The sequence below is a fragment of the Cupriavidus sp. MEYA8 genome (assembly GCF_059278825.1).
Genome location: NZ_CM181222.1, coordinates 1325965 through 1338371 on the forward strand (window position 1 = coordinate 1325965; position 12407 = coordinate 1338371).

The following is a 12407-nucleotide window of genomic DNA, read 5'->3' on the forward strand; positions in this document are numbered from 1 at the left end:
GCGAAGGGTGGGCGCCGGCCCGGGTCAGGCCGGGCCGCGTGTGTTGTGATGGTGTGGTGTGTTGTCGAACTAGGCCGCGCGGTCCAGCCACGGGCTGCGCACGCGCGAGAAGCCGCCGGCCTGGTCGTAGGCATGGCCCAGCTGCAGCACCGCCGCGTCGGCCTGCGCCGGCCCGATGATCTGGATGCCGGCTGGCAGCCCCTGCGGGCCGAAGCCGGCGGGCGCGGCCAGCGCCGGCAGCCCGGCCATGGTGGCCGGCACCACGACCTGCATCCAGCGGTGGTAGGTGTCCATGTCACGGCCGCCGACGCTGCGCGGCCAGTCCCATCCGGCGTCGAACGGGAACACCTGCGCGGCCGGCAGCACCAGGTAGTCGAAGCGCTCGAACAGCGCGCGCAGTGCCTGGTACCACGCGCTGCGCTCGCACAGGGCTTCGTAGACGCGCGTGCCGGGCAGCGCCAGGCCGCGCTCGATTTCCCAGGCGGCCTCGGGCTTGAGCAACGCGCGCGTGGCCGGGTCGCGGTACAGCGTGCCATTGGCGCCGGCCACCGAGAAGCTGCGCAGGTCGATCCACGCCTGCCACAGGCGCTCCAGCTCGAAATCCGGCAGTGCGGCGTCGACGTCGCAGCCGAGCGCGCGGAAGTGGTCCAGTGCCTGCTCGCAGGTTTCGAGCACACCGGGCTCGGTCGGCAAGTGGCCGCCCAGGTCGCCAAGCCAGCCCACGCGCACACCTTTCCAGTCGCGCGCGGGGGGCAGCGTGAAGGCGCCGGGCGCTTCGGCGCGCCGCGTCAGCGGCATGCGCGCATCGAAGCCGGCCTGCACCGACAGCAGCAGCGCCAGGTCGGGCACGTTGCGCGCCATCGGCCCGGCCACGCTGAACTGCTGGAAGAAGACCTCGTCGGCGGGCCCATGCGGCACGCAGCCGACCGACGTGCGCAGGCCGTACACCTGGTTGAAGGCCGCGGGCGTGCGCAGCGAGCCCATCATGTCCGATCCGTCCGCCACCGGCAGCATGTGCAGCGCCACGGCCACCGCCGCGCCGCCGGAGCTGCCGCCGGCCGAGCGCGCCGGGTCGAAGGCATTGCGGGTGGTGCCGTAGACCGGGTTGTAGGTATGGCCGCCCAGGCCGAACTCGGGCGAGTTGGTGCGGCCGATAAAGACCGAGCCCGCGGCGCGCATGCGCTCGAAGATCGCGGCATCGCTCCGGGTGACCTGCCCGGCAAAAATCGGCGACCCCTTGGTGGTGACCATGCCCGCCGCCGGGCTGATGTCCTTGGGCGCTTGCGGAAAGCCGTGCAGCGGGCCGCGGCTGTCGCCGCGCGCCAGCTCGGCATCGAGCGCTTGCGCCTGGCTGCGCAGCACGTCGCGGTCGACTGGCGCGACGATGGCGTTGACGCGGGGGTTGTGGCGATCGACCTGGCCGAGGAAGGCCTCCAGCACCTCCACGCAAGAGACCTCCCGGGCATGGACGGCGCGCGACAGGGCGACGGCATCGAGTTCGGTGATCGGGTCGGTGGGAAGCGCGGTGGGAAGCGTGATGGAAAGCGCGCTGGAAAGCCTGTTCGCCATGGGTTCTCCCGGTGTCTCCTGTGGTGTCGGGAAAAAGCATACGGGCCCGGCAGGGCTTTACGCAATCGATGATTTTTTCAAATATCCTTGCATAAAACGCAAAGCGGCTCGCTGCACCGCCGCATTCCACGGAGCCGCCCCCATGCTGTCGCACCGCCTGCAGGACACCTCGCTGCGCTACTTCCTGGAGGTGGTGCGCAGCGGTTCGCTGACCGAGGCGGCGCAGCGCCTGAGCGTGACCGTTTCGGCGGTCAGCCGGCAGGTCGCGGCACTGGAGGCGCTGCTGGGCGTGCCGCTGTTCGACCGGCGCCCCCGGGGCATGGTCGCGAGCGCCGCCGGTGAACTGCTCGCCGCCTATGCGCTGCGCGGCGCCCTGGAAGCGGACCGCGTCGTGGCGGAGATCGCCGCGCTGCAGGGGCTGCGCCGTGGCCGCGTGCGCATTGCCAGCTCCGCCGGGTTTGCCATCGAGTTCCTGCCGCGCATCATCGCCGAGTTCCGCGAGCGCTATCCGGGGCTGCATTTCCATGTGCGCGTGGCGGCGCCGGCGGAGGTGACCGGCATCGTGCTGCATGGCGACGCGGACATCGGCATCACCTACAGCCGTGCGGCCGAGCAGGGCATACGCATCGAGCATCGCCAGCCCGCGCCGGTCATCGCCATCATGCGGCCCGACCACCCGCTGGCGCGCTTTCGCAGCATCACGCTGGCGCAGATGCAGCCGTACCCGCTGGCGCTGCCGGAAGGCGACAACACTGTTCGGCAGCTGTTCGACATTGCCTGCGGCGAGCGCGGCATCGTGTTCGATCCGGTGCTGGTGACCAACCACTTCGAGACGCTGACCAGCTTCGTGCTGCATGGCGGCGGGCTGTCGATCTCGGGCGCGGTGACCGTAGGCGACCGCCTGCGGCGCGGCGAACTGCATGCCGCTGCCATCCGCGAGCGCGGCATGCGCAGCCGTGCGGTCGAACTGCAGACGCTGGCCGGCCGCACGCTGCCCGAGGGAGTGCGCGCTTTCCTGGACTTCGCCCGGGAGCGCCTGGCGGCGGAGATGGGCGCGGCGGCCTGAATCCTGCGCTGGCGGCGCTGGCTATGGCGCGCGCTTGCGCCGGGCGGCGGGCCGGTTCAGCACCACCCACGCCGGTGCATGGTCGCTGGGATGATCCTCGCCGCGGACCCAGGTGTCGACGCCCGCATCGCGCAGCCGCGGGGCGAGGTCGGCGCTCAGCAGCAGGTGGTCGATGCGCAGCCCGGAGTTGGTCTGCCAGTGCTGGCGGAAGTAGTCCCAGAAGGTGTAGACGCGTTCCTCGCCATAGTGCGTGCGCAACGCATCGGTCCAGCCTTGCGCCAGCAGGCGCGCGTAGGCCTCGCGGCTTTCAGGCTGCAGCAGCGCGTCCTTGCGCCACGAGCGCGGGTTGTAGATGTCTTCGTCGGTGGGCACCACGTTGTAGTCGCCCGCCAGCACCACCGGCTGGCCGCTGTCGAACAGCGTCTGCGCGTGTTCGATCAGCCGCGCGAACCAGGCCAGCTTGTAGTCGAACTTGGGCCCGGGCTGCGGATTGCCGTTGGGCAGGTAGAGGCAGCCGACCAGGATGCCGTGCACCGCTGCCTCCAGGTAGCGGCTGTGGCTGTCGTCGGGATCGCCGGGCAGGCCACGGCGGACTTCCACCGGATCGGCGCCGCGCGCCAGGATGGCAACGCCGTTCCACGACTTCTGGCCGTGCCAGACGGCGCCGTAGCCGGCCTCGCGCAGTTCGCGCGCGGGAAAGCTTTCGTCGGCGGTCTTCAGTTCCTGCAGGCAGGCCACGTCGGGCGCCTCGCGCTCCAGCCAGTGGCGCAGCGCGCCGACCCGGCTGCGGATGCCGTTGATGTTGAACGTGGCGATCTTGAGGGCGGGCATGGGCACCTTGCGCGTTGGTAATGAGGCAGGAACGAGGCCGGCCGGCACAAGTGCCGGCCGGGGCATCTGCCGCGCGCACCGGCGCTGCACCGGTGCGCTGCTGCGGCAAATCAGGCGCGCCAGGTGCTCCCGGTCGCCTCGGACGTACTCGTGCTGCCGGCGCTGGTGCCGTGGCCCTCGCGGCGCACCCGGATGTCGTTGTTGACTTCCTTCACGCCGTAGGTGCCGTCGGCCAGATCCTCGATGTAGTACTTCTGGCCGCGCTCGCGCACCGTGCCGGTCAGCGACACCACGCCTTCGTTGACGTCGACGCTGACATCGCTGACATCGACGCCGCGCGCATAGCTGAGCCGCTCGCAGATCTGGTCGCGGATGCGGTCGTCGCTGCGCTGGTAGCCGCGCGGGCCAGCCTTGCGCTCGTGCTCGCGCTGGTCGGTGCCGAACAGGTCGCCGACCGCCTCGCCGATGCGGCGGCCAAGGTTGTAGAGCACGCCGCGGTCTTCCCGGTCGTCGCCGCGATAGCCTTCGCGATCATCGGTTTCCCACCCCCGCTGGCGCGCCGCCGCGCGGCTGTAGCGCTGGCCGTAGCGCTGCTGGTCTTCGCGCTCGTCGCGGTCCTCGGTCCAGTAGCGGGTGTCGCTGCGCAGGTCGCGGAAGTAGCGGTCGCGGTTGCGCTCGCGAGCGATCTCATACGGGTCGCGGGCGCGCTCGGCGCTTTCGCGCCACTGGCGGTCGGCGTATTCGTCATCGCGTTGCCACGCCTGCGGATCGCGCCATTCGCCTGCGCGTTCCCAGCCATAGCCGCCGTTCAGGCCGTAGCTCAGGCTGCTGCCGGCTCGGCGGCGATAGCGCTCTTCGTCCCGGTCGCGCTGGCTGCGCTCGTCGCGCTCATACCGCCGGCTTTCATCGCCCTGGTAGCCCTGGGAACCCTGGGAACCCTGGAAGTCCTGGCGCTGTGGATAGTCGTAGTCACCGCGCCACGCACCGGCGGAGCGCTGCTGGCCGCGGCTGCCGTACTCGCCTTGCGTCGGCCGCTCCGGATACCGGCCGGCTCCGTACTCGTCACTGTAGCCGCCGCCCTGGCGTGCCGGCCCGCCGTAGCTGGTCTGGCCCGGCGTCAGCTGCTGGCGACGGCGCTGCGCCTGCCAGCGGTCGCGGTCGCTTTCGGATTCCGGTTGCCAGTCGTCGTCGTCCCACGCCTGGCGGCGTTGGCGTTCGTCGTAGTAGTAGCTCATGCTGATTTCCTGATATGTGAATGGCGCCATACGCGGACGAGCACAACAATGTCCGCATTCCGGTGGCGGGTTATCAGGAGCGGCAAGATTCATACCGTGCGGCAGCCGCGCGCCTGCGGCCCGGGTGACGCCGCAGGCCGTGCAAGCCTTGCAGACCTTGTAAGGGATGCAGGGTGGGGAACCGGGAGAAATGCCGCGTGCTCCACAACGGGGCGGCGCCGCGAACCAGCGGACGAAAAGCGACACCCGCATGGATAGGCTGGTGCGGGCGGCCGCGGCGACGCTTGTGTTTACCCTGAAAACCAGCCCGAGCCACGCCCGCGACACCGGGGGATATGTCAGAATCCGCCGGCAACCCGTCGCGCCGACGCAACGGCAGGGCCCCGCAACCACACTGGCATGACAAGCACAACAAGAGTCCTGATCGTCGAGGATGACCCGGCGGCGCAGAGCCGCCTGGTGCAGGCCGTCGAGATGCATGCTCCCGCCAGTACCGTGGCCGGCTGCGCCGGCAGTGTCGCCAATGCCCTTGCCTGGCTGGCGCTGCACCAGCCCGACGTCCTGCTGTGCGACCTGGGCCTGCCGGACGGCAGCGGCATCGCCGTGATACGCCAGGTGCGCGAACGCTATCCCGAGTGCGAATGCATGGTGGTCACGGTGTTCGGCGACGACCAGCACGTGCTGGCCAGCATCGAAGCCGGCGCCATTGGCTACCTGCTCAAGGACGAGACCACCGACCGCATCGCCGCCTCGATCGGCGAACTGCGCGCCGGTGGCTCGCCGATGAGCCCGCTGATTGCGCGCCAGGTGGTCAACCGCCTGCGCGGCGAGCCCGCCGGGGCCGCTGGGTTGGCCGGGGCCGCCGAATGCGCCGGACGCGGCAACGCCGCCCAGCGCGGCGTCACGCTGTCCGCGCGCGAAAGCGAGATCCTCGACCTGATCTCGCGCGGCTATACCTATGCCGAGACCGCGCGCTATGTCGGCCTGAGCGTGCATACCGTGCAATCGCACATCAAGAACATCTACGGCAAGCTGGCGGTGCGCTCGCGCGGCGAAGCCGTGTATGAGGCCGCCAAGCTCGGCCTGCTCAAGTCCCTGTAGCTTCCTGCGCCATGCCGCCGACCTGGCTGCGACTCACCCGGACCTTGCTTGCCGTGCTTGCGGTACTGCTGCCGCTGTCGTGGCTGGCGTCGCCGGCGCGTGGTGCCGCGCCGGCCGCCAGCGACGGGCTGGCGGAGCTGGAGCTGGCCGTGCGCAGCGCCACGCTTAGCGACGGCAGCTTGCTGCCGGCGCAGCCGCTGACGCTGCCGGACTATTGGGACCGCGCGCTGCCGGGCAAGTCCGGCATGGCGGTCTACGACCTGCGCTTTGACCGCGGCTGGCCGGCGGCGGCAGCGGCAGGGCTGTTCGTGCCGTGGGCAGGCGGCAGCTACGAGGTGCGCCTGAACGGCATCCTGGTGGCGGCGGGCGGCAGCCTGGGCGCGCCGTCATCCGCGCTGGCCAAGCGACCCTACTATGTGCCGTTGCCGCCGGAGCTGGTGCGCGAGCACGGCAACGCGCTGCGCATCACGGTGGCGGCGCGCGCGTTTTCACGAGCCGGCCTGCTGCCGGTCACGGTGGGGCCGGCCAAGGCGGTGCGCGCGCGCTACCAGGACGCATTCATGGTGCGCGTGGCCGGGCCCTTCATCGTCGCCGTGCTTAGCGCCGTGCTCGGCACCATCGCGCTGCTGATCTGGTGGCGCCAGCGCGACCCGCTGTTCGGCCTGTACGGCCTGGCCGAGATCGCCTGGAGCGTGCGGCTGCTCGACTATTTTGTCGACGACCTCGCGCTGCCGCCGGAACTGCGCAGCTATATCGTCGCGGCCGCGCGCGAGGTCTTCCTCGGCGCCATCGGCAAGTTCTGCCTGCTGGTGATCCGCGTGCCCTGGCGCTGGCTGCACCGCACGCTCGACGCCTACCTGTGGCTGGCATTGCCCATACTGGCGCCGCTGGCCGCGCTGTCGAGCCATCCGCTGGTGTTCCCGCTGAGCTGGCTGGCCAAGGTCGGCATCATCCTGACGGTGGCGGCCGCGCTGGTATGGGCCGCGCTGCGGCATCCAAGCCGCGAGGCCAGGCTGCTGGCCGCCACCGTGGGCGTGTCGGCGGTGCTGTTCCTGGGCGACTGGCTGCGCGTGTGGCTGACCGGCGACTACTACTGGGTGCACTCGATGACCCGCTATGTCTCGGTGCCGTTCAGCGTGGTCATGGCGTGGATGCTGGTGGAGCGCTACACCAGCGCCGTACGCAGCCTGCAGCGCGCCAACCAGGTGCTGAGCGAGCGCGTGGCGCAGCGCGAGGCCGAGTTGCGCGCGGTGTTCGCACGCGCGCAGAAGGCCGCCGCCGAGCAGACCGCGCTGCGCGAGCGCAGCCGCATCCTGCGCGACATGCACGACGGCCTCGGCAGCCAGCTGGTCACCACGCTGTCGATGCTGGAGTCAGGCCAGCCCAGCCGCGCGGAGATCGCCGGGCAGGTGCGGCATGCGCTGGACTCGCTCAAGCTCTCCATCGATGCCATGCAGGACACCGGCGGCGACCTCGCCGCGGTGCTGGGCAACCTGCGCTACCGGCTGGGGCCGCGCATCGAAGAGGCCGGCATCGCCATCCGCTGGCAGGTCGAGCGGCTGCCGGTGCTGCCCCACTTCACCGCGCGCAAGGTGCAGGAGCTGCAGTACCTGCTGCTCGAGGGCATCACCAACGTGCTGCAGCACGCCGGCGCCAGCGCGATCACGCTGGCGGCGCATGCCGACCCGGTGGCGCAGGTGATCCGCGTCACGCTGGGCGATGACGGGCGCGGCTTCGATGTCGACGCCCCGCGTGGCGGGCGCGGGCTGCGCAATATGGGGGTGCGTGCTGCGGCGATCAGCGGGCGGCTGCAATTGAAATCGGTACCGGGCCAGACGACGCTGACGATCGAACTGCCGCTGGCGCCGACGGGGGATGAGGACGGCGAGGAAGGTGAGGGACTGGCACCCGCCGCATGATCGTGCCGCGGCGGCATGCCAGGGCGCAGGCCGGGCGGGGACGTAGCCGCCCGCCATCACCGCCCGCAGGAAGCCTTGCGCATTGCTTCCTGGTTACGACGCCTGCCCGGCTCGCAACGGCAGCGTCCGTACCGCCAACGCTGCCAGCGATGTGGCCGTGGCGAGCGCGGCCACACCCGTCCAGCCGGCATGCGCCAGCGCCAGGCTGCCGAGCGCGGCGCCCGCGGCCATGCCGGCGAACATGCAGACAAACAGCACCGCGTTCAGCCGGCTGCGCGCGCCCGGGTCGATGCCATAGACAATGGTCTGGTGTGCGACCAGCGTTACCTGCACGCCCAGGTCGAAGCCGACGGCGGCGGCCACCAGCAGCCCGAGCTGCGCCTGCGGCGACAGCCATGGCGCCAGCAGCATGGCGGCAAAGGACAGCGCGGCGAGCGCGGCGCCGAGCCGGGTCACGGCCTGCGGGCCGCGGCGGTCGGCGATGCGGCCCGCGATCGGGGCGCCGAGCGCGCCTGCCGCACCGGCCAGCCCGAATGCGCCAGCAGCTTCGCTGCCAAGGTGGAACGGGGCGCCATGCAGCATCACCGCCAGCGTTGACCAGAACGCGCTGAAGCCGACCGACAGCAGCGCCTGCGCCAGCGCCGCGCGGCGCAGGTCGCCATGCCGGCGCCACAGCGTCAGCAGCGAGCCCAGCAGCGCGCGGTAGGGCATCACCGCGGTCGGGGCGAAACGCGGCAGGCTGCGCTGCGCCACCAGCGCCATCGCGGCGATGCTGCCGGCGGCGGCGATGAACATCGCGCGCCAGCCGAATTGCGCGGCGACAAGGCCGCTGACCACCCGCGACAGCAGGATGCCGAGCAGCAGCCCGGTCATGACCGTGCCCACCACCTTGCCGCGCTGCGCATCGGGCGCCAGCGTTGCCGCGGCGGGCACGATGTCCTGCGCCAGCGTGGCGGACAGGCCGATGGCCAGGCTCGCCGCCAGCACCAAGCCGATGCCGGGCGCCAGTCCCGCCAGCAGCAGGGCGGCCACCAGCGCCGCCGACTTGGCCAGGATGATGCGGCGGCGGTCGAAGCGGTCGCCGAGCGGTGCCAGCAGCAGGATGCCCAGCGCATAGCCAAGCTGCGTCAGCGTCGGGATGGCGCCGACAGCCGTGGCGGAGGTGTGCAGGTCAGGCGCCATGATGCCGAGCATGGGCTGGCTGTAGTACAGCGACGCGACGGCGAGACCGGCGGCAGTGGCGAGCATCAATACGAGGCGTGCCGGGAGCGCCGGTGCCGGCGATGGCGCCGCGATGGCAGCGGCGGGCGAGGTGGATAGGCAAGGCATGGTCGTTGTTCCTGAATCTGGTGATTTCGTTGAAAAAAGGCAGATCCGCAATCGGTGCAGTGGATGCGATGGATGCAGATGTTGTCCGGCCCCCGCGTTTTCTGGTAGAGGTGTGCGGTGAACAACGGCTATACGAGGCGCGTATGACCAGATCCCGGACCACTGCACGGGCCACCGCACGGGCCGGCACCCCGGAACCCGCTCCGGCCAGCGCCGGTGCCGACCGCATCGACCTGCTCCAGACCTTCGTGCGCATCGTCGAGGCCGGCAGTTTGTCGCAAGCCGCCGCGCAATTGCGGACCACGCAGCCCACCGTCAGCCGCCGCCTGCAGGCGCTGGAGCGGCAGCTGGGCGTGCGCCTGCTGCAGCGCTCCACGCATGGGATGAAGCTGACCGAAGACGGCGAGCGCTGCTACGAGCGCGCCAAGGCGCTGGTCGGCGACTGGGCGACGCTGGAGGCCGACCTGCGCGGCGCCGGCTACGCGCCCGAGGGCACGCTGCGCGTGGTGGTGCCGCATGCCTTCGGCCAGGACCTGATGGTGCCGCCGCTGGCCGCCTACATGCGCCAGTACGACCAGGTCGCGGTGGAGTGGCTGCTGCATGACCGCACGCCCGACTTCATCGCCGAGGCCATCGATTGCGCCATCCATGTCGGCGAGGTGCGCGAGCCCGGGCTGGTCGCAGTCAGGCTGGCCGAAGTGCCGCGCGTGGCAGTCGCCGCGCCGGCGCTGCTCGAAGGCCGGCGGCTGCCGCTCCAGCCCGAGGAACTGGAGGCGCTGCCCTGGCTGGCGCTGCACACCTTCTACCGCCAGGCGATGACGCTGTCGCACGCGGCCAGCGGCGACTCCCGCGAACTCCGGTTCCGGCCGCGGCTGAGCACCGACAGCCTGTACGCGTTGCGCAGTGCCGCGCTGCAGGGCCTGGGCGTCGGCGTGGGCTCGGCGTGGATCTTCGCCGACGACATCGCGCGCGGCGACCTGCTGCACCTGCTGCCGGAGTGGCAGGCCGAGCCGCTGCCGGTCTACCTGGTTTATCCGTACGCCAGCTTCTACCCCGCCAGGCTCAGGTTGTTCATCGATGCCATGCGCGAGGCGGTGCCGGCCATGGCGGGCGTGCAGCCGCCGCGCGCCCGGCGCAGGCAGGCACAGACCGGGGCGGGCAAAGCGAGGGCCGGAAAGCGATAGACGACGGCACACCGCAATCGCGCAGAGGACTCTGTCGGTATCGCCGACCTTGGCGTGCAAGCACCGTTTTTCTGCCCCTGGTGCGTGCATTTTGCCCCGATGCCGGGCATTTTCTGCACCCCGTTTGCGCATCGTCAAAACGATCGGAATTCGTGCTTCAGGCCTGGAAAACGCGGCCGATAGCCCGGGGGAAAGCCAACCCCTTGCCGAGCCCGATGACCGCCTTTTTCCGCCCCGCCGAGCGCCTGATGGCGCGCCTCAACATCAACCAGAAACTGACCCTGATCGCGGTGCTGTTCCTCGTGCCGCTGTGCGGAGCGATGTACGTCGTGCTGCATGGCTCGGCGCAGTCGATCCGCACCACCGACAGCGAACGGCGCGGCCTGGTCATCGTCGGCCACGCGCTTGATTTCATGCGCGAGACGCAGGTCCGGCGCGGTGCCGCGAATACCGTGCTGGCCGGCAACGCCGGCTTCCGGCCGACCTTCGACGCGGCCGACGGCAAGGCCGCGGGCAACCTGGCCGAACTGCTGCGCGCCACCACCGCCAATCCCGGCTTTGCGCTCGAGCCCTCGGCGCGCAAGCTGGAGCAGGACTGGCAGTACATCCGCGGCCTCGGCCTGAACACCTCGCCCGGACCGCTGTTCGAGCGGCACAGCGCGCTGGTCAGGCAGACGCTGCTGTTCATCGCCGACGTGGCCGACCGTTCGGAGCTCGCGCTCGACGGCGAGGCCGGCGCCTACTACCTGATCAGCCTGATGGTTGGCCCAATGCCGCGCCTGGCGGAGCACAGCGCGCTGGCGCGCGGGCGCGGCGCCGGCATCATCGCGCGGGGCGGCTATGCCGATGCCGCGCAGCAGGCCGACCTGGGCGCGCTTGCCGAGCAGATCCAGGAGGGACTTGAAGCCATCCGGCGCGATGCCGCGCGCGTGCGCAGGAATGCGCCGGCACACCAGCCGCAGCTCGACGCGGCCATGCAGCAGCTGGCGGCGATGGACAACTTCCACCGCACGCTCAAGTCGCGCATGCTTGGTGCGAGCGGCATCGGCATCGATGCCAAGACCTATTTCGACGAGGCGACCGCGGCGATCAACGGCGTACTGGCCGCCAACAGGGAGTTCTCGGCCATCGCCGGCGCCATGCTGGCGCAGCGCATCGCCGCGCAGCAGCGCCAGTTCGTGCTGCTGGCGGCGCTGGGCGTGGTCGCGCTGGCCCTGGCCTTCTATCTGTTCGGCGGCTTCAGCCGCGGCATGCGCAGCGATGTGCGCACCGTGGGGGACATGGTCGACCGCATCAACGCCGGCGACCTGAGCCTGAGCATGGCGGTGCACGGGCGCGACGAACTCAGCGAGGTCAAGCGCCACCTGCTGTCGCTGGTGGACAGCTGGCGCGGGCTGATCGGCGATACCAAGGCCGGCGCGCACAATGTGCTGGCTGCCGCCGGCGAGATCGCGCAGGGCAATATCGACCTGTCGGCGCGTACCGAGCAACAGGCCTCTTCGCTGGAGCAGACCGCGGCCAGCATGGAGCAGCTTACCGCCACCGTGCAGCAGAACGCCGGCAGCGCCGGGCAGGCCAGCGAGCTGGCGCGCGAGGCGTCGGACATCGCGCTGGCCGGCGGCGCCGCGGTGGGGCGCATGCGGCAGACCATGCAGGACATCGAGGCCGATTCGCGCCGCATCGTCGACATCATCGCGGTGATCGATGCCATCGCCTTCCAGACCAATATCCTGGCGCTGAACGCCGCGGTGGAGGCGGCGCGCGCGGGCGAGGCCGGGCGCGGCTTCGCCGTGGTGGCGACCGAGGTGCGCGGGCTGGCGCAACGTGCCGGCAACTCGGCCAAGGAAATTGGCGCGCTGATCTCGCAGTCGGCGCAGCGCGTGGCATCCGGCACGTCGCTGGCGGTGGATGCCGCCGCCAGCATGGACAGCACGGTGGCGGCGATCCGCCGCGTGACGGCGATGATGGACGAGATCAGCCATGCCTCGCGCGAGCAGAGCACCGGCATCGCGCAGGTCAACCAGGCGGTGGCGCAGATGGATCAGGTCACGCAGCAGAACGCCGCGCTGGTGGAGGAGGCCGCCGCCGCGGCGCAGTCGCTGCAGGCGCAGGCGCAGCAGATGCAGCGCGCGATGGCGGTGTTCCGCACCGAGGCGCAGGCGGCCTGATGCCG

General features: G+C 71.0%; 9 protein-coding genes. 5 read left to right on the forward strand and 4 right to left on the reverse strand.

Translation table 11 applies throughout. From position 1 onward, the window contains the following. Positions 1-69 precede the first annotated feature (69 nt). Positions 70-1569 carry an amidase gene (locus tag AC5WJ1_RS23195; RefSeq protein ID WP_195430134.1) on the reverse strand — a complete coding sequence of 500 codons (1500 nt, stop codon included), beginning with the start codon at positions 1567-1569 and terminating at the stop codon, positions 70-72. Between the two features lie 142 nt (positions 1570-1711). Between AC5WJ1_RS23195 and AC5WJ1_RS23200 the strand changes: the two genes are divergently transcribed. Further along, positions 1712-2635 carry a LysR substrate-binding domain-containing protein gene (locus AC5WJ1_RS23200; protein ID WP_133095948.1) on the forward strand — a complete coding sequence of 308 codons (924 nt, stop codon included), beginning with the start codon at positions 1712-1714 and terminating at the stop codon, positions 2633-2635. A gap of 21 nt (positions 2636-2656) precedes the next feature. Here the strand turns inward: AC5WJ1_RS23200 and xth are convergent, their stop codons facing one another. After that, positions 2657-3466 (reverse strand): exodeoxyribonuclease III, encoded by an 810-nt coding sequence (gene xth / locus AC5WJ1_RS23205; RefSeq protein ID WP_135703218.1) that lies wholly within the window; start codon positions 3464-3466, stop codon positions 2657-2659. A 110-nt stretch (positions 3467-3576) separates the two neighbouring features. Then, on the reverse strand, positions 3577-4701 hold the full coding sequence (locus tag AC5WJ1_RS23210) for a BON domain-containing protein (protein WP_135703217.1): 1125 nt from the start codon (positions 4699-4701) through the stop codon (positions 3577-3579). 399 nt (positions 4702-5100) lie between these two features. Between AC5WJ1_RS23210 and AC5WJ1_RS23215 the strand changes: the two genes are divergently transcribed. Next, a complete protein-coding gene (locus AC5WJ1_RS23215; protein ID WP_135703216.1) occupies positions 5101-5802 on the forward strand; it encodes a response regulator transcription factor in 702 nt (233 codons plus the stop codon). A gap of 11 nt (positions 5803-5813) precedes the next feature. Further along, on the forward strand, positions 5814-7721 hold the full coding sequence (locus AC5WJ1_RS23220) for a sensor histidine kinase (protein WP_240745841.1): 1908 nt from the start codon (positions 5814-5816) through the stop codon (positions 7719-7721). A 93-nt stretch (positions 7722-7814) separates the two neighbouring features. Here AC5WJ1_RS23220 and AC5WJ1_RS23225 read toward each other — a convergent pair whose 3' ends face one another. Next, complete coding sequence (locus AC5WJ1_RS23225; protein WP_135703215.1) at positions 7815-9050, reverse strand: MFS transporter; 1236 nt, start codon at positions 9048-9050, stop codon at positions 7815-7817. A gap of 143 nt (positions 9051-9193) precedes the next feature. On the opposite strand from AC5WJ1_RS23225, the gene AC5WJ1_RS23230 reads away from it, so the two are divergent. Together AC5WJ1_RS23230 and AC5WJ1_RS23235 are read left to right on the forward strand one after the other, a co-directional pair. After that, positions 9194-10234, forward strand: coding sequence for a LysR family transcriptional regulator (locus AC5WJ1_RS23230; protein ID WP_135703214.1), 1041 nt, complete (start codon positions 9194-9196; stop codon positions 10232-10234). 215 nt (positions 10235-10449) lie between these two features. Continuing rightward, positions 10450-12402, forward strand: a complete 1953-nt coding sequence (locus AC5WJ1_RS23235; RefSeq protein ID WP_494476577.1) for a methyl-accepting chemotaxis protein — start codon at positions 10450-10452, stop codon at positions 12400-12402. The last annotated feature ends 5 nt before the right edge of the window (positions 12403-12407 follow it).